A 16973-nucleotide genomic window follows, 5' to 3' on the forward strand; every position below is an offset into this window, starting at 1 on the left:
TCCAGATATTTTAGCGATTACGTGTCGCCACCATGAAAAGCCGGGGAAACGCCAGTAAGACCTTGCCGTCCTGCCGCGCCGGATACGCGGTCATGAGGCACTGGTGATAGGCGGCCAGAAACTGTTCCTGTTCAGATACGCTAAGTGGCGCAAGAAACGGACGCAGCCCGGTGGCTTTCAACCAGTGGATGATGGCCTGGGCATTATCCATAACGTGATAATAGGTGGTCCGCCAGATATCAACGGCACACCCGGCCGTTGTCAGCACATCGTAATAGTGTTCAGTTGAAGGTAATCGCTTGCGCTCGGCCGCCTGCGCGCTGATTTTGTCACGCCAGGGCCCGGAAGTGGCCACATCTCGCATTAACTGATGTGAAGGCTCATCCAGATTATCAGGCATCTGGACGGCCAGCGTACCGCCGGGTGCCAGCTGATTTACGAGATGTGGTAAGAGCGAGGAATGGCCGCCCAGCCACTGTAGCGAGGCATTCGCATAGATAACCTGCTGTGGAATCGCGGCCTGCCAGGTGGCGATATCAGCCTGAATAAATGCGCATTGTGGTAGACGTTCACGCGCCTGCTCCAGCATGGCAGCAGAACTGTCGAGGCCCGTAATCTGCGCCTGTGGCCAGGCGTCGACAAGCAGTTCGGTACTGTTGCCGGGGCCGCACCCCAGATCGGTAACGAAACGGACATCTTCAACCCTGATTCTGGACAGTAATTCCTGAGCCGGTCGTGTTCTTTCGGCTTCGAACTTGCGATACAGCGTGGGATCCCAGTCTTGCATAACGTTTCACCTCTCATGCGCTCCGGACACACAGAACATAGACGTATAAATACGCATAAAGTGCCCGTTCAGGCAACAAAAGGGATAATGTCCGGGGAGCTGTGAACGGATTGTGGCAGGGCCGGTGAGTACCGGTAACGCATCAGGACGACGTGAGGACACGTAGAATCGGGCGCGCTGGGCGCCCAATACCATCAGTTCTTTTTGACAAATTCAGACTTCAGCTTCATCGGACCGAATCCGTCAATTTTACAATCGATATTGTGGTCGCCTTCTACCAGCCGGATACTCTTTACGCGGGTGCCAATCTTCAGCACAGAAGAGCTGCCCTTCACCTTGAGATCCTTGACAACCGTTACGCTGTCGCCATCTACCAGTATATTGCCGTTAGCATCGCGAACGACCTGTTCCTGAGCGCTGTCGCTGCCTTCAGCTTGCGTCCAGATATGACCACATGACGGACAGTTTAGGTTCTCAGCATCCTGCCAGGTGTAATCAGCCTGGCAAACGGGACAAGCAGGTAAAGACATAACGACTCCAGATAATAACGGCGGCACAAAATACAGGGCCGCCATCATATAGCCTTACAGTTAATAAGGGTAGTATTAAAACAGCGAGCCCTTGCGCGCCTTGCTGACCGCTTCACCCAACTGCCACACAGCCATCGCATAATGCGTGCTGTTGTTATAACGCGTAATCGCATAGAAGTTAGGTAAACCGTACCAGTACTGATAACTGGTGCCTAAATCCAGCCGCAGCAGGCTGACCTGATCATTGCCGTCCAGCGGACCCTGGGGAGAAAGTCCTGATGCGGCCAGCGTACTGACGCTGTAACGGGTCTTAAAGCCATTCTCCAGCATCGGTGCCTGGCCGCTGGCCGGCACGGCCACATTCTCGCCAGGACGCCAGCCATTCTGCTGAAAATAGTGCGCGACGCTGCCTATCGCATCGACCGGATCCCATAAATTAATATGGCCATCACCATTGAAGTCGACAGCGTAAGCTTTGTAGGACGATGGCATGAACTGGCCATAGCCCATCGCACCGGCAAACGATCCTTTGAGATCGAGCGGATCGTCTTTTTCATCACGCGCCATCAGCAAAAAGGTTTCCAGTTCGCTGCTGAAATAGGCAGAACGGCGTGGATAATCAAAGGAGAGCGTAGCCAGTGCATCCAGAATACGGGTTTTGCCCATAACACGGCCCCAGCGCGTTTCGACGCCAATAATGCCGACGATAATTTCCGGAGGAACGCCATAGACCTGCTGCGCGCGCTGCAGAGCATCCTGATATTGATTCCAGAACGCCACGCCATTTTGTACGTTATCCGGCGTAATAAACTTATCGCGATAGCGGATCCAGGCCCCGTTAGGCCCACTTGGTGGTGTATACGAGGGAGCCTGGCGATCCATCAGACGCAGGACATAATCCAGTCGTTTTGCCTGGCCGATGATGGCGTGGAGTTGCTGACGGTCAAAGCCGTGCTTCGCCACCATTTTATCAATAAATTGTTCTGCAACAGGATTACTGGCGAAATCACCAAACATCGGTTGAACCGCATGTGCGGGTTCCAGTAAAAATCCGCCTTTCGGCGCAATCAGTTCCGCAGGAGGCTGCGGCTGCGAAGAGTGTGGCTTACTGCTACAGGCGGCAAGCAGGGCAAAAAGCGGAAGAAGAGCAAGCTTAGAACGCATTGGATATCCATATAACAAGCCAGACCAGGGATGTTAATGTTAATCGTTCAGCAGGAAGACATACAAACGTGATCGTATAAAAAATCGCTTTTTTTACCGCTGCATCGGCACGTTTTGTGAAGTGGCCCGAACGCTGAGGCCTCCCTTTACTGACGCGCTTTCTGTCACCCCGCGGCTTTGTTAAGTTCATGACTCGCCGTGGCAACCCTGATGATGCAGAAGCCGTAAACTGGTAAGATTCCTGCACGGTACAGACATCCCTGTCTGTCTCTCTGTTAAACCACCGCCTTGACCGTGACGGGCAAAAGGAAGAGTCAACCTTGAGTAAAGATGAGATGAAAAAAGCAGAGCAAATGGACTTGAGCACCCATACGCCAATGATGCAGCAGTATTTACGCCTCAAGGCCGAGCATCCTGACATCCTGCTGTTTTATCGCATGGGCGATTTCTATGAGCTGTTTTACGACGATGCGAAACGCGCCTCTCAGTTATTAGACATTTCCTTAACCAAGCGCGGTGCCTCGGCGGGCGAACCGATCCCTATGGCCGGTGTCCCCCATCATGCGGTTGAAAATTATCTGGCGAGGCTGGTGCAACTCGGTGAGTCGGTCGCCATCTGTGAACAAATTGGCGACCCGGCGCTCAGCAAAGGGCCGGTCGAACGTAAGGTCGTCCGCATTGTTACCCCAGGCACGATCAGTGATGAGGCACTCTTGCAGGAGCGGCAGGATAACCTGCTGGCCGCTGTGGTGCACGGTGCGCGCGGCTATGGTTATGCCACGCTGGATATCAGTTCAGGCCGGTTTCGTCTGAGTGAGCCCATGGATCTGGAAACCATGGCGGCCGAACTGCAGCGAACCAATCCTGCCGAACTCCTTTATCCGGAAGATTTTTCGCCGATGTCGCTCATCGATCAGCGTCGTGGTCTGCGCCGTCGTCCCTTGTGGGAATTTGAAATTGATACCGCGCGTCAGCAGCTTACTTTGCAGTTTGGTACGCGGGATTTAAACGGTTTTGGTGTGGAGCAGGCCCATCTTGGCCTGCGCGCGGCGGGTTGTCTGCTGCAGTATGTCAAAGATACCCAACGGACCAGCCTGCCACATATCCGCGCCATCAGCATGGAACGTCAGCAGGACAGCATCATCATGGATGCCGCCACCCGACGTAATCTTGAAATTACCCAAAACCTTGCGGGCGGTACCGAGAACACCTTAGCCGCGGTGCTGGATAAAACCGTCACGCCAATGGGCAGCCGGATGCTAAAACGCTGGCTGCATATGCCGTTGCGTGACAGCAGCGTCATCGCGAAACGACAGGAATCAATCGCCGAGCTGCAGGCGCTGAGCGACGTGCTTCAGCCCGTTCTGCGCCAGGTTGGTGATTTGGAGCGTATTCTGGCCCGCCTGGCGCTACGCACGGCGCGTCCACGCGATCTGGCGCGCATGCGCCATGCGTTTCAGCAGTTGCCGGAACTCAACGATCTGCTGGCAAACGCCGGGTCCGCCCACCTGAAAACCCTGCGTACCCAGATAGGTGACTTTAGCGACCTGCGCACACTGCTTGAGCAGGCCGTTGTCGAATCCCCACCGGTATTAATCAGAGATGGCGGGGTGATCGCCCCGGGTTATCACGCTGAGCTGGACGAGTGGCGCGCCCTGGCGGATGGCGCGACGGATTATCTGGATCGCCTGGAGATCCGCGAACGTGAAAAACTCGGTCTGGACAGCCTGAAAGTCGGTTTTAACGGCGTGCACGGTTATTACATTCAGGTCAGCCGGGGTCAGAGCCATCAGGTGCCTATTCACTATGTCCGCCGTCAGACTCTTAAGAATGCTGAACGCTATATCATTCCCGAGCTGAAGGAGTATGAAGACAAGGTCCTGACGTCAAAAGGCAAAGCGCTGGCGCTGGAGAAAAGCCTGTATGAAGGCCTGTTTGATCTGCTGCTGCCGCACCTTGAAGCGTTACAGTTAAGTGCGGCGGCGCTGGCCGAACTGGATGTACTGAGTAACCTCGCGGAACGCGCATGGACGCTAAACTACTGCCGTCCCACGCTGCACGACAAGCCCGGGATTAAAATCACCGCCGGCCGCCATCCGGTAGTGGAGCAGGTCCTGAAAGAACCTTTTATCGCCAACCCGCTCTCGCTGGCACCACAACGCCGCATGTTGATCATCACAGGCCCGAATATGGGCGGTAAAAGTACCTATATGCGTCAGGCTGCGTTAATCGCGCTGATGGCCTGGATCGGCAGTTTCGTTCCCGCCGAAGAAGTGGTCATTGGTCCACTGGATCGTATCTTCACCCGTGTGGGCGCAGCAGATGATCTGGCCTCCGGCCGCTCGACATTTATGGTCGAAATGACGGAAACGGCCAATATTCTGCACAACGCGACAGAAAACAGCCTGGTCCTGATGGATGAAATCGGCCGCGGCACCTCTACGTATGACGGCTTGTCGCTTGCCTGGGCTTGTGCGGAAAATCTGGCGAACCGAATCAAAGCGATGACCCTGTTTGCAACGCACTACTTTGAACTGACGACCCTGCCTGAGAAACTGGAAGGCGTGGTTAACGTTCACCTGGATGCGGTAGAACATGGCGATACAATTGCGTTCATGCACAGTGTGCAGGACGGTGCCGCCAGTAAAAGCTACGGGCTGGCCGTGGCCGCGCTGGCTGGCGTGCCAAAAGAGGTGATTAAACGCGCGCGTAATAAGCTGAAAGAGCTCGAAACGGTTTCCAGTCAATCCGCAACGTCAAACGTTGACGGCTCGCAGTTGCCGTTGCTGGTGGAAGAAACGTCTCCCGCCGTAGAAGCGCTGGAAGCACTGGATCCCGATACGCTGACACCGCGCCAGGCGCTGGACTGGATTTACCGCCTTAAAGCACTGGTCTGATGACGGCCGCCCTTTCGCGGGGCGGCTACGGACTTCCCGTTACGCGTTTCTCTGCGCCCGCTTTCTTTATCCCTGCTGGCGCATCCTTCTGCTACCGCTTTACACGATTACAGGCTGATAAAGCGGTGTCATAATGCTGTCGTGTGCCTGTCGTGCTGCGATCGTGTTTCTGTCGACACTTACCGGCGATGCTGCAAACCGATTGTTTACTCTTTCGGAGACTCATTATGCGTAACCTGAACAACGTCAGAGAATATCGTCTGGCACGTGCCTGGTCACAGGAACAGCTGGCTGAAATGGCCGGCCTCAGCACCCGAACCATACAGCGCATCGAAAACGGCGATCCGCCCAGCCTGGAAACATTGAGCGCACTGGCGGCCGTGTTTGAGATTAACGTGACCGATCTGACCGATGCCCCTGCGAATAACGGTGAAGCGCTGGACAGCTACATTTCTGACGCCCGCCAGCAGCTGGCTGCCGAGAGCCGGTTTTACCGTTCTCTGTTTAGCGCTGTGGTGGTATGCGCATTGCTGTATGTCCTGAACCACTTTACGGCGCCCAATGACCGCTGGTCACTCTGGGTCGCCGCCATTTGGGGCGCCTTACTGCTCGTCAGAGCATTGCGTCTGTTTATATTTAAGGATGAGATCCGCCGCTGGCAGCAAAAACGGCTGCAAAAATTATTGCGCAGACAGGGCTAACTTCCGCCGGTTGCACATCGCTGTTACACCACACTGCGGGAAAAGCCTATGAACTGGTATCGTCAGGACGCGTTTGCTGTTCGTCTGGAATGGGGGATCCCGGCCATTGATCATCTTGCCGGGGACGTGGATATCATCGTGATTATTGACGTGATGTCCTTTTCTACCTGTGTCAGCGTGGCAGTGGAGAACGGGGCGCGCGTCTATCCTTATCCCTGGAAAGATCACTCTGTCACGCAGTATGCGCAGTCCGTCGGTGCCATCGCGGCTAACAGCGACAGGCGATTCAGTGGCGAGGGCTACAGTCTGTCACCGCGAACGTTACTCAGTGTTCGTCCGGATGAAAAACTGGTGCTGCCCTCCCCTAATGGCTCCGCAACCTGCTTCAGGGCGCGGGAACGGGGCGTCCCCGTGCTGACAGGCTGCCTGAGAAACCTGACCGCAACGGCCGAAGCCTGCCGCGCCTTCAGCCGTATTCTGATTGTCCCCTGTGGCGAACGTTGGCCAGACGGGAGCCTACGCCCCTGTATTGAGGATTATGTGGTAGCGGGGGGAATCATTGCCGCGCTGGCACAACGCACGCTTTCACCTGAAGCGCAGACCGCTGTCGCCGCCTGGCACGCTCATCAGTCCCAGAATTTCGCGGCACTGTTTCACTGCGCGTCCGCAGTCGAGCTGATACAAAGAGGCTTTCCGGACGATGTGACACTTTGCCTGACAAAAGATGCCGCCCGTCAGCCCTGTTTTCTGACAGGGGAGTATTTTGCCGGACAGGCTTAAGCGTAAATAACAGACAAAAAAAAGCGATGGGGGTTACCCATCGCTTTCTGTTGACGTGCCGTGTTCAGCTTATTCGCGGAACAGTGCTTCAATGCTGAGGCCCTGACCTTGCAGGATTTCGCGCAGACGGCGCAAACCTTCAACCTGAATCTGGCGCACACGCTCGCGGGTTAAACCGATCTCACGGCCAACATCCTCAAGCGTTGCCGCTTCATAGCCCAACAGGCCGAAACGACGAGCCAGCACTTCGCGCTGCTTGGCGTTCAGTTCGAACAGCCATTTAACGATACTTTGCTTCATATCGTCGTCTTGCGTGGTATCTTCTGGGCCGTTGTCTTTTTCATCGGCCAGGATATCCAGCAGCGCTTTCTCAGAATCGCCCCCTAAAGGAGTATCAACTGAGGTAATACGTTCGTTGAGACGCAACATACGGCTTACGTCATCAACCTGTTTATCCAGTTGTTCTGCAATCTCTTCCGCACTCGGCTCGTGGTCGAGCTTGTGAGAAAGTTCACGCGCAGTACGCAGATAAACGTTCAATTCTTTCACAATGTGGATAGGCAAACGAATTGTCCGGGTCTGGTTCATGATTGCCCGTTCAATGGTCTGACGAATCCACCAGGTGGCATACGTTGAGAAACGGAATCCACGTTCTGGATCAAATTTCTCAACGGCGCGAATCAAGCCGAGGTTACCTTCCTCAATCAGGTCCAGCAGGGCCAGACCGCGATTGCTGTAACGTCGTGCAATCTTCACCACCAGTCGTAAGTTACTTTCGATCATGCGGCGACGAGAAGGAATATCACCTCGTAATGCCCGGCGAGCGAAGAGTACCTCTTCCTCGGCCGTCAGCAATGGAGAATAGCCAATCTCCCCAAGATAGAGCTGAGTAGCGTCAAGGACACGTTGCGTCGCACCCTGCGCCAGCAACTCCTCTTCTGCTACATCATTGTCGCCAGAGTCATTTTCGACGAGCGCCTTCTCATCAAAAATTTCTGCTCCATTCTCTTCGAATTCCGCATTCTCATGTAACTCGTTTACTTTCAGCGTATTCTGGCTCATAAGTGGCTCCTACCCGTGATTCCAAGGCAGACTCCAGAGGACTCTGCCGGATTATCGCTGCGGTAAATAACGCAACGGGTTTACGGATTTCCCCTTGTAACGAATTTCAAAGTGTAATCTAACTGAACTGGTTCCGGTGCTACCCATGGTAGCGATCTTTTGCCCAGCCTTAACTTCCTGTTGTTCCCGGACCAGCATTGTATCGTTGTGGGCGTAGGCACTCAGGTAATCATCATTGTGTTTGATGATGATTAAATTACCGTAACCACGAAGCGCGTTGCCTGCATAAACCACCCTTCCTGAAGCAGTGGCCACAACCGGCTGTCCGCGCGAACCTGCGATATCGATCCCTTTGTTACCACCCTCGGTGGCAGAGAAGTTATCGATGATCTTACCTTCGGTCGGCCAACGCCAGCTTCCAACAGGCGTTGAACTGTTTGTTGTACTGCTCACCGTCGGTGGTGCGGTAACGGCTGGAGCTGTTGTCGTTGCAACATTTGCTCCCTTCGAAGGCAACAATTTACTGCCATTCGAGTTACCTGAATCATCAGAATACGTAATAACAGGCTGCTGTGCAACAGGGGCCTGTTTTATTTGTGGTGCGGTGACGATGCCGCTTTGTGATGCATCCGCCGCGGTAATCGCGTTGCCCCCGGTAATAGGCTGGCCGGAGCCGTTGTCGACCTGCAAGGTTTGCCCAACATTTAGGCTGTACGGTGGCTGTACGTTGTTGCGCTGCGCCAGATCGCGGAAGTCATTGCCGGTAATCCAGGCAATATAGAAGAGGGTATCGCCGCGTTTTACGGTGTACGTTTGTCCAGAATAGCTTCCTTTAGGAATATTCTGATAACTTCTGTTGTACACAATTCGCCCGTTCTGGGTTTCAACTTCATTACTTGTATTATTACCGGTACTAATGATTCCCGGCTTATTCTGCGGCACAGGCGTATTTCGGCTTAACATGCCGCCCTGCGATGGCATCGTCGGCACACCACTGGCAACAGGCGCAGTACCAGTGCTGGCCATATTACCGTTATCATTCATGCTGCTGCCGTCGCCGATATTACTTATTGGCGCTTGTGTATTGTCGCCTGAACTACAGCCTGCCAGCCAAAAACTTACCAGTGAAAGCGCCGCCAGACGGCGTAACTGAAAAATTGTGCTTCCCGTGCTCATTAATCCCCCGTGGTGGCAACCTTTAAAAACTGACTTTCTCTTTTCACCAGCACATTACACTGTGTGGCACGTTAAACGCTGTATTTTCGTTGAACTGACTGGATAGTAACAATATCAACTACCGTGTGCCATGAAACAGTTATTAAGAAATGCTAACACGGTCATCAGGCCAGATCGCCCTGAACCAGCGGGACGAAACGCACCGGCTCAATCGTTTCCTCGGTGATTTCACCGCCACGTCGGCGCAGGCGTTTAAGCACCTGCTGCTCTTCACCGACAGGTAGCACCATAATGCCACCTTCTGCCAGTTGTGCTATCAGCGCAGTCGGAATTTCGGGGGGCGCCGCCGTCACAATAATGGCATCGAAAGGCCCGCGCGAGGGCCAGCCCTGCCAGCCATCACCGTGGCGGGTAGAGACGTTATGTAAATCGAGCTGTTTCAGACGGCGCTTTGCATGCCACTGCAGACCTTTGATGCGTTCGACAGAGTAAACATGCTCAACCAGATGAGCCAGAATCGCGGTCTGATAACCAGAACCGGTCCCGATTTCCAGAACACGCGAGTGCACATCGAGCTCCAGCAGGGCGGTCATCCGCGCCACCATATAGGGCTGTGAAATCGTCTGGCCTGAGCCGATGGGGAGCGCCATGTTATCCCAGGCTTTGTGCTCAAAGGCCTCATCGATAAAGCGCTCACGCGGCACGTCGGCGATGGCTTTTAACAGGTGTTCGTCATGAATCCCCTGTTGACGCAGTTGCGCCAACAGTGTCTCGATACGCCGACTCACCATACCAGGTTTACCTCAGCGTTATCCAGCCAGCGACTCAGCACGTCCTGAGCCTTGTGCGCGGTGAGATCAACATGCAGCGCGGTGACGGACACATAACCTTCATCCACGGCGGCAAAATCAGTATCAGGGCCGGCATCCAGTTTTTCGCCCGGTGGTCCTATCCAGTACAGCGGATTGCCGCGCGGATCGGTTTGGGCAATCACCTGATCGGCCGGATGCCGACTGCCACAGCGCGTCACGCGAATGCCTTTCACCTCCGCCAGCGGCAGATCGGGCACATTGATGTTCAGTATGCGTCCGGTGCGCAGCGGCTCACGACTCAGCGCTTTTAGCAGCGCACAGGTTACCGCCGCCGCAGTGGCATAGTGCTCGTGACCATTGAGCGAAACCGCAATGGCGGGCAAACCCAGATGACGTCCCTCCATGGCCGCGGCCACCGTGCCGGAATAGATAACGTCATCACCCAGATTGGGGCCGGCATTGATCCCCGAGACCACAATATCGGGTCGGGGTTGCATCAGCGCGTTTACGCCCAAATACACGCAATCGGTGGGCGTGCCCATTTGCACCGCAATGTCCCCGTTTTCATGGGTAAAGGTGCGCAACGGGGTTTCCAGCGTCAATGAGTTGGAGGCACCACTGCGATTGCGATCCGGTGCCACCACCTGCACCTCGGCAAATTGACGCAAAGCCTTTGCCAGCGTCTGAATACCAGGCGCATGGATGCCATCATCGTTGCTGAGCAATATCCGCATTTAATTCTGACCTTTTCTGTTCAACCGGGTCGCCGTAATAAGGACCTGTTTTGAAGCATGGCAACAGGTTATGACTGGACAGCGACTTTTGCATTCTAGCGGTGAGCGAGAGGAAGTGGTAGACGAAAATAAAACGCACAGGCAGGAAAAAGGTAACACATTTGCTTGAAAGGAAAGATTTCGTGCGATGCTGGCCCCCTGCTACGCAGCCCATCGTGTACGCCAGCGCGTCCCTCACCCGCGCGACTGGCCAGGTGAGGACGTGGCTTATTCGTCAGGTAAATCCGCTGTGTCGTCAGTGATGACCAGCTCTCTGACCACGCTGGTGGCAAAGCTGCCCGCCGGTAACCAGAACTGCAACGTCAGGGTGGCGTCATCCAGCCACTGCCAGTGCAAATCGCGCGGCACCACCAGCATGGCACGCCGGCTGGCCTCCACCCGTTCACGCACCAGCAGCGCGCGCAGTTCTACCGCATCCGCCAGACAGTGCTCTTCGAACGCCAGCGCGTCGCCCTGTGGCCCGCCTCGCCTTTTCCGGGTAAGGGTGCCGTGATACGCAGCGCTTGCTGATCCACGCGCGCCTGCAACGCCTCCCTTTCCTCGGGCTGGGCGACAAACCAACTGCCACGCCCGGTAAGCTGCAATGCATCCCCGTTCATGACCTGAGTCAGGCTACCCTGCTGCTGCAAACGCAGACTGGTGACCTGATTGAATAACGCACTGCGTGCAGCAGAGAGCATCAGGCCACGTTTATTGCGGTCACGTATCTGGATTTCCTGACGCGACAGTTTCAACGCCGTCTGCAGATTGTTGCCGTTGCGCCCAAAGCGTTGCTCGCCAAAGTAATTAGGCACACCGCGTTCTCGAATCTGCTTAAGGCGGGCCTCGACGTCATCGCGCTGGCTGACCTGTCGTATGGTCAACCGAAAGGCGTTTCCGGCCAGCGCGCCGACGCGCAACTTGCGCTTATGACGCACAACCTCAAGGATTTCGACGCCTTCTGATGCAAAGCCTGTCAGGTTGGGCATCGCATTGCCCGGCACACGGAAGCAGAGTGTTTGCTCGGTCACGGCGTGGCGGTCTTTCATGCCGGCATAACTGAGGTCGCGGGCAGGAATTTTCATAAATTTTGCCAGGGCTTCGGCAACAAAACGCGTATTGGCACCCGTTTTACGAATGCGCACCAGCACATGCTCACCTTCACCGTCAGGGCGATACCCCAGGTCTTCCTTCACCTCGAAGTCTTCCGGGCGGGCTTTAATTACGCCCGTCGCGCCAGGCACACCGTGGAGGTACTGCAACGTCATGCCGACTCCGTTTTCAGCAGCAACGCGACCGCTTCACAGGCAATGCCTTCGCCGCGTCCGGTGAACCCGAGCTTTTCCGTCGTGGTGGCTTTAACGTTCACCTGGTCCATATGGCAACCCAGATCCTCAGCAATATTGATGCGCATCTGGGGTACATGCGGCAGCATTTTAGGTGCCTGAGCGATAATCGTGACGTCCACGTTACCGATGCGATAGCCTTTCGCCGCAATACGGCGCCAGGCTTCCCGCAGCAAACCGCGGCTGTCTGCGCCTTTGAACGCCGGATCGGTATCCGGGAACAGCTTGCCTATATCGCCCATTGCCACCGCGCCCAGTAAGGCATCGGTCAGAGCATGCAGTGCCACGTCGCCATCCGAATGGGCGATAAAACCATACTCAAATGGAATTCGCACACCGCCAATCACCAGCGGACCTTCTCCACCGAAAGCGTGAACGTCAAAACCGTGACCGATACGCATCATGCGCTCTCCTTTGACTGAATCTGACTAAGATAAAAAGCCGCCAGGGCTAAGTCTTCCGGGCGGGTAACTTTAATGTTATCGCTGCGACCTGTGACCAGTTCAGGATGGTAGCCACAATATTCCAGTGCCGAGGCTTCATCGGTAATGATCGCGCCCTCGTTCAAGGCGCGGGTCAGGCAGGCGGTAAGGAGCGCGTGGGGAAAAAGTTGCGGCGTCAGGGCATGCCACAGATGGTCACGTTCGACCGTATGCGCAATCGCTGACTGGCCGGGTTCCCCCCGCTTCATGGTGTCACAGACCGGTGCCGCCAGAATGCCACCCGTTTTGCTCTTTCCTGGTAACTGCAGCAGGCGGTCCAGATCATCCGGATGCAGACACGGGCGCGCGGCATCGTGCACTAACACCCAGTGCGCGCCCTGCGCCGCCTGTAATCCCGCCAGCACCGACTCGGCACGCGTTTCGCCGCCGGTCACGCGCACAACACGCGGATCGCTGGCCAGCGGCAAACGGGCAAAGTGATTATCGTCAGGGCTTAACGCGACGATGACCTGAGAAACCGCAGGATGGGAGAACAGACGCGCAATACTGTGTTCCAGAAGTGTGTGCTGACCAATCGTCAGATACTGTTTGGGACAGGTTGCCTGCATGCGGCTGCCGATACCGGCAGCGGGCACCACGGCAATCACATCCGCAGAGTGGGACTGATTGTTCATGTTTTATCGTTGTTGGTTTTGCGCAGCTTGTTGCGCGTTGCGTTTGTTCTGGTCAGGCACCAGACGATAGAAGGTTTCACCCGGCTTAATCATGCCTAATTCACTGCGTGCGCGTTCCTCGATCGCTTCAGAGCCGCCATTGAGATCGTCAATTTCGGCAAACAGTTGATCGTTACGCATTTTAAGTTTGGCGTTTGTCGCCTTTTGTACCGCCACGTCATCGCTGACGCGCGTAAAATCATGGATACCATTCTTGCCTAACCACAAGGAATATTGCAGCCAGCCAAGCAGCACCAGTAGCAGTAACGTCAGTTTTCCCATCCCGCCCCCTAAAAACGGCTCAATCATCCCATAACTTTACTCAGGACTCCACACTGGCAACGAAAATGCCTGCTAATGCCGTTCGCCTGAGCAAAAAAAGGAGAAGAACGAGAAGGTACAAGACCGGAAAACTTTTGTAACCTGCTGGTGCGTTTAGACATCAACGCCGTTACCAGCGTGACAGAAACAGGAACAGTATCCAGAACTGGAGGGCGACAGCGATAACGCATATCAGGGAGGTCCATATCCATTGCCCACGCAGCCAGGTACTCAGTACCATGCCCGTCAGGACGGAAACCGGAAACAGCGCCAGGAAAAAGGGCCACGTGTAGAGAAAGAAAAACAGCGTACTGGAGCCGTACAACAGGAAAGGAATGGCCAGCGCACACCAGTAACATACGAAACCAATGATACCACCCGGTAACACCGAACGCGGTTCATCAGGCGTACGTGAGTCTTTGCGTGCCAGCATGGGGGTTATATTCTGCATAAATATCCTGTCAACGCGAAGGCGGCAAAACGGAATGCGCTCTGCCGCTGTCTGTTCAGGAACTGATAATATCGCGCTGGCGCAGCAGATCTAATAATTGGGGCGTCAGTTTTGTAACCAATTGTTCCCCATTAAGCCGGATTTCTGGCTGTTCCGGCGCTTCATAAACGCTGTCTATACCGGTGAAATTTCGCAATTCGCCCGCGCGGGCTTTTTTGTATAACCCTTTCGGGTCGCGCGCTTCACAGACTGCCAACGGTGTATCGACATAAACCTCAATAAACCGGCCTTCATCCAGCAGATCACGCACCATTTGACGCTCGGCCCGATGCGGTGAGATAAACGCGGTCAGCACCACTAACCCCGCATCCACCATCAGTTTTGCGACTTCGCCTACCCGGCGGATATTCTCTTTACGATCGGCATCGCTAAAGCCCAGATCGCGGCACAGGCCATGACGCACGTTGTCGCCGTCCAGCAGATAGGTGCTGACGCCTATGCGGTGTAACGCCTGTTCCAGCGCGCCAGCCACGGTGGATTTTCCCGACCCCGAAAGGCCGGTGAACCACAGCACCACGCCCTGATGGCCGTGCTGCTGTTCACGCGCATCGCGCGTGACGGGATGGTCATGCCATACGACATTTTCATCATGCCGGGCCATTACTGACCGCCCAGCAGATCGCGTGCATTCCAGTGCGGGAAATGACGACGAACCAGCGCATTCAGTTCCAGTTCAAACGCACTAAATTCACCGTGCTGCTGGGGGTTATCGGCCAGCGGCTCATGAATAAGCCCAGCCCCGACGGTCACGTTACTCAGACGATCGATGATAATCATTCCGCCGGTGACCGGGTTATCCTGATAGCTGTCGAGCACCAGCGGTTCGTCAAAGGTAAACGTCACCAGACCAATGCCATTCAGCGGCAGGCTGTCCGCCTCGCGTTTTTCCAGCGAGTTAATCTCAACCTGATGAATGACCTTTTCAACACGACCGCGCGCTTTTTTGCCCGCAATTTTTACATCGTAACTTTGCCCGGCCTGTAACGGCTGCTCTGCCATCCACACCACATCGACGGTGGCTGACTGAACCGCACGCAGTTCCGCGCTTGCCTCCACAAGCAGATCGCCACGACTGATATCAATCTCATCGTTGAGAACCAGCGTAATGGCTTCACCCGCGCCCGCCTCCTGCAAATCGCCATCAAAGGTCACGATGCGGGCAACAGTCGATTCAACGCCGGAGGGCAGCACTTTAACCCGCTGGCCCACCTTTACGGTCCCGGACGCGAGCGTACCGGCATAACCCCGGAAATCAAGATTGGGACGGTTAACGTACTGCACCGGAAACCGCATCGGCTGATGATCGACGACTGCGTTCAGCTCCACCGTTTCCAGCACGTCCAGTAAGGTCGGACCAGTGTACCAAGGCATGCTTTGACTCTGTGAGGCGACGTTTTCGCCTTCCAGCGCCGACATCGGCACGAAACGAATATCCAGGTCGTCGGGCAGTTGTCCGGCAAAATCGAGATAATCCTGTTTGATCTGCTCGAACACAGACTGCTGATAGTCCACCAGATCCATTTTGTTGATCGCCACGACCAGATGCTTGATTCCCAGCAGAGTGGAAATGAAGCTGTGGCGGCGGGTCTGGTCCAGCACGCCTTTACGGGCGTCGATCAGCAGAATAGCCAGATCGCAGGTCGATGCCCCCGTCGCCATATTGCGGGTGTACTGCTCATGCCCCGGCGTGTCGGCAATGATGAATTTGCGCTTCTCGGTAGAGAAATAGCGGTAAGCGACGTCAATGGTGATGCCCTGCTCACGCTCGGCTTGCAGGCCATCCACCAGCAGGGCCAGATCCAGTTTTTCGCCCTGCGTACCATGACGTTTACTGTCACTTTGTAATGACGACAGCTGATCTTCGTAGATTTGTCGGGTGTCGTGCAGCAGGCGACCGATCAGCGTACTTTTCCCATCGTCCACGCTGCCGCAGGTCAGAAAACGCAGCAGGCTTTTGTATTGTTGTGCGGTCAGCCAGGCTTCAACGCCGCCCTGTTCGGCAATTTGTTGTGCAATTAAGGTATTCATCTGGCGTCTCCTTAGAAATAACCCTGACGTTTTTTCAGTTCCATCGAACCGGACTGATCGCGGTCAATCACCCGGCCCTGACGCTCGCTGGTGGTCGAAACCAGCATCTCTTCAATAATCTCAGGCAAGGTTTGCGCTTCAGATTCCACCGCACCGGTGAGCGGCCAGCATCCCAGGGTACGGAAACGCACCATGCGCTGTTTAATCACTTCACCTGGCTGAAGGTTGATACGGTCGTCATCGATCATCATCAGCATGCCGTCACGTTCCAGTACCGGACGCGGCGCGGCAAGATAGAGCGGAACAATCTCAATGTTTTCCAGGAAGATGTACTGCCAGATATCCAGCTCGGTCCAGTTTGACAGCGGGAAAACACGGATGCTCTCGCCTTTGTTAATCTGGCCGTTATAGTTGTGCCACAGTTCCGGGCGCTGGTTTTTCGGGTCCCAGCGATGAAAACGGTCACGGAATGAGTAGATACGCTCTTTAGCGCGTGACTTCTCTTCATCACGGCGCGCGCCACCAAAGGCCGCATCGAAACCGTATTTGTTCAGGGCCTGCTTCAGGCCTTCGGTTTTCATGATGTCGGTGTGTTTGGCACTGCCGTGCACAAAGGGATTAATGCCCATCGCCACGCCTTCCGGGTTGCGATGCACCAGCAGTTCGGCCCCCATCGCTTTTACGGTGCGATCGCGGAATTCGTACATCTCACGAAACTTCCAGCCGGTATCGACATGCAGCAACGGGAAGGGCAGCGTACCCGGATAGAAGGCTTTGCGTGCCAGATGCAGCATCACAGAAGAATCCTTGCCGATAGAATACATCATGACCGGATTGCCAAATTCGGCTGCCACTTCACGGATGATATGGATACTCTCTGCCTCCAGTTGGCGCAGATGAGTGAGTCGTTTTTGATCCATCGTTTTTCC

17 protein-coding genes and 1 pseudogene are annotated in these 16973 nt (G+C 55.2%); 3 read left to right on the plus strand and 15 right to left on the minus strand.

Annotation, left to right across the window (positions count from 1 at the left end):
- Positions 1-10: 10 nt before the first annotated feature.
- The 3 genes from tam to mltB all read right to left on the minus strand — a co-directional run bounded on the left by tam (position 11) and on the right by mltB (position 2481).
- Positions 11-787 carry a trans-aconitate 2-methyltransferase gene (gene tam / locus G5574_RS08970; RefSeq protein ID WP_033739528.1) on the minus strand — a complete coding sequence of 259 codons (777 nt, stop codon included), beginning with the start codon at positions 785-787 and terminating at the stop codon, positions 11-13.
- Positions 788-981: 194 nt separating this feature from the next.
- Positions 982-1317: a zinc ribbon domain-containing protein YjdM gene (locus G5574_RS08975; RefSeq protein WP_164482518.1), complete on the minus strand. Its 336-nt coding sequence runs from the start codon at positions 1315-1317 to the stop codon at positions 982-984.
- Between the two features lie 75 nt (positions 1318-1392).
- Positions 1393-2481 (minus strand): lytic murein transglycosylase B, encoded by a 1089-nt coding sequence (mltB, locus tag G5574_RS08980; protein ID WP_039338335.1) that lies wholly within the window; start codon positions 2479-2481, stop codon positions 1393-1395.
- A 335-nt stretch (positions 2482-2816) separates the two neighbouring features.
- On the opposite strand from mltB, the gene mutS reads away from it, so the two are divergent.
- The 3 genes from mutS to G5574_RS08995 all read left to right on the plus strand — a co-directional run bounded on the left by mutS (position 2817) and on the right by G5574_RS08995 (position 6859).
- A complete protein-coding gene (mutS, locus tag G5574_RS08985) occupies positions 2817-5378 on the plus strand; it encodes a DNA mismatch repair protein MutS (protein WP_172913447.1) in 2562 nt (853 codons plus the stop codon).
- Between the two features lie 227 nt (positions 5379-5605).
- A complete protein-coding gene (locus tag G5574_RS08990; RefSeq protein ID WP_164482519.1) occupies positions 5606-6079 on the plus strand; it encodes a helix-turn-helix domain-containing protein in 474 nt (157 codons plus the stop codon).
- A gap of 48 nt (positions 6080-6127) precedes the next feature.
- On the plus strand, positions 6128-6859 hold the full coding sequence (locus G5574_RS08995) for a 2-phosphosulfolactate phosphatase (protein WP_033739532.1): 732 nt from the start codon (positions 6128-6130) through the stop codon (positions 6857-6859).
- A 69-nt stretch (positions 6860-6928) separates the two neighbouring features.
- On the opposite strand, the gene rpoS is transcribed toward G5574_RS08995, so the two are convergent.
- The 12 genes and pseudogenes from rpoS to cysD form a co-directional block, all read right to left on the minus strand.
- Positions 6929-7921 carry an RNA polymerase sigma factor RpoS gene (gene rpoS, locus G5574_RS09000; protein ID WP_164482520.1) on the minus strand — a complete coding sequence of 331 codons (993 nt, stop codon included), beginning with the start codon at positions 7919-7921 and terminating at the stop codon, positions 6929-6931.
- A gap of 51 nt (positions 7922-7972) precedes the next feature.
- Entirely contained in the window at positions 7973-9097 is a 1125-nt protein-coding gene (gene nlpD / locus G5574_RS09005; protein WP_033739535.1) for a murein hydrolase activator NlpD, read from the minus strand.
- Positions 9098-9261: 164 nt separating this feature from the next.
- Entirely contained in the window at positions 9262-9888 is a 627-nt protein-coding gene (locus tag G5574_RS09010; protein WP_006120730.1) for a protein-L-isoaspartate(D-aspartate) O-methyltransferase, read from the minus strand.
- Positions 9882-10643: a 5'/3'-nucleotidase SurE gene (surE, locus tag G5574_RS09015; protein ID WP_006120731.1), complete on the minus strand. Its 762-nt coding sequence runs from the start codon at positions 10641-10643 to the stop codon at positions 9882-9884. The genes G5574_RS09010 and surE overlap by 7 nt, the downstream gene beginning before the upstream one ends.
- Before the next feature lie 267 nt (positions 10644-10910).
- A pseudogene (gene truD / locus G5574_RS09020) lies at positions 10911-11950 on the minus strand (tRNA pseudouridine(13) synthase TruD).
- On the minus strand, positions 11947-12429 hold the full coding sequence (gene ispF / locus G5574_RS09025) for a 2-C-methyl-D-erythritol 2,4-cyclodiphosphate synthase (protein WP_006120733.1): 483 nt from the start codon (positions 12427-12429) through the stop codon (positions 11947-11949). The pseudogene truD and the gene ispF overlap by 4 nt, the downstream one beginning before the upstream one ends.
- On the minus strand, positions 12429-13145 hold the full coding sequence (ispD, locus tag G5574_RS09030; protein ID WP_006120734.1) for a 2-C-methyl-D-erythritol 4-phosphate cytidylyltransferase: 717 nt from the start codon (positions 13143-13145) through the stop codon (positions 12429-12431). Before ispD ends, ispF begins: the two co-directional genes overlap by 1 nt.
- A gap of 3 nt (positions 13146-13148) precedes the next feature.
- A complete protein-coding gene (gene ftsB, locus G5574_RS09035) occupies positions 13149-13466 on the minus strand; it encodes a cell division protein FtsB (protein ID WP_006120735.1) in 318 nt (105 codons plus the stop codon).
- A 169-nt stretch (positions 13467-13635) separates the two neighbouring features.
- The gene (locus G5574_RS09040) at positions 13636-13956 is read right to left on the minus strand and encodes a DUF3561 family protein (RefSeq protein ID WP_006120736.1); all 321 of its coding nucleotides are present in this window, start codon (positions 13954-13956) and stop codon (positions 13636-13638) included.
- Between the two features lie 55 nt (positions 13957-14011).
- The gene (gene cysC / locus G5574_RS09045) at positions 14012-14617 is read right to left on the minus strand and encodes an adenylyl-sulfate kinase (protein WP_033739539.1); all 606 of its coding nucleotides are present in this window, start codon (positions 14615-14617) and stop codon (positions 14012-14014) included.
- Positions 14617-16044: a sulfate adenylyltransferase subunit CysN gene (gene cysN / locus G5574_RS09050; protein WP_164482521.1), complete on the minus strand. Its 1428-nt coding sequence runs from the start codon at positions 16042-16044 to the stop codon at positions 14617-14619. The genes cysC and cysN overlap by 1 nt, the downstream gene beginning before the upstream one ends.
- A gap of 11 nt (positions 16045-16055) precedes the next feature.
- Positions 16056-16964, minus strand: a complete 909-nt coding sequence (gene cysD / locus G5574_RS09055; protein ID WP_006120739.1) for a sulfate adenylyltransferase subunit CysD — start codon at positions 16962-16964, stop codon at positions 16056-16058.
- Positions 16965-16973: the final 9 nt, after the last annotated feature.

This window comes from Pantoea stewartii (assembly GCF_011044475.1).
Taxonomy (GTDB): domain Bacteria; phylum Pseudomonadota; class Gammaproteobacteria; order Enterobacterales; family Enterobacteriaceae; genus Pantoea; species Pantoea stewartii.

Coding starts and splice junctions, on each gene's coding strand:
- tam (WP_033739528.1), bottom strand. CDS start 787: ATGCAAGACTGGGATCCCACGCTGTATCGCAAGTTCGAAGCCGAAAGA.
- G5574_RS08975 (WP_164482518.1), bottom strand. CDS start 1,317: ATGTCTTTACCTGCTTGTCCCGTTTGCCAGGCTGATTACACCTGGCAG.
- mltB (WP_039338335.1), bottom strand. CDS start 2,481: ATGCGTTCTAAGCTTGCTCTTCTTCCGCTTTTTGCCCTGCTTGCCGCC.
- mutS (WP_172913447.1), top strand. CDS start 2,817: ATGAAAAAAGCAGAGCAAATGGACTTGAGCACCCATACGCCAATGATG.
- G5574_RS08990 (WP_164482519.1), top strand. CDS start 5,606: ATGCGTAACCTGAACAACGTCAGAGAATATCGTCTGGCACGTGCCTGG.
- G5574_RS08995 (WP_033739532.1), top strand. CDS start 6,128: ATGAACTGGTATCGTCAGGACGCGTTTGCTGTTCGTCTGGAATGGGGG.
- rpoS (WP_164482520.1), bottom strand. CDS start 7,921: ATGAGCCAGAATACGCTGAAAGTAAACGAGTTACATGAGAATGCGGAA.
- nlpD (WP_033739535.1), bottom strand. CDS start 9,097: ATGAGCACGGGAAGCACAATTTTTCAGTTACGCCGTCTGGCGGCGCTT.
- G5574_RS09010 (WP_006120730.1), bottom strand. CDS start 9,888: ATGGTGAGTCGGCGTATCGAGACACTGTTGGCGCAACTGCGTCAACAG.
- surE (WP_006120731.1), bottom strand. CDS start 10,643: ATGCGGATATTGCTCAGCAACGATGATGGCATCCATGCGCCTGGTATT.
- ispF (WP_006120733.1), bottom strand. CDS start 12,429: ATGCGTATCGGTCACGGTTTTGACGTTCACGCTTTCGGTGGAGAAGGT.
- ispD (WP_006120734.1), bottom strand. CDS start 13,145: ATGAACAATCAGTCCCACTCTGCGGATGTGATTGCCGTGGTGCCCGCT.
- ftsB (WP_006120735.1), bottom strand. CDS start 13,466: ATGGGAAAACTGACGTTACTGCTACTGGTGCTGCTTGGCTGGCTGCAA.
- G5574_RS09040 (WP_006120736.1), bottom strand. CDS start 13,956: ATGCAGAATATAACCCCCATGCTGGCACGCAAAGACTCACGTACGCCT.
- cysC (WP_033739539.1), bottom strand. CDS start 14,617: ATGGCCCGGCATGATGAAAATGTCGTATGGCATGACCATCCCGTCACG.
- cysN (WP_164482521.1), bottom strand. CDS start 16,044: ATGAATACCTTAATTGCACAACAAATTGCCGAACAGGGCGGCGTTGAA.
- cysD (WP_006120739.1), bottom strand. CDS start 16,964: ATGGATCAAAAACGACTCACTCATCTGCGCCAACTGGAGGCAGAGAGT.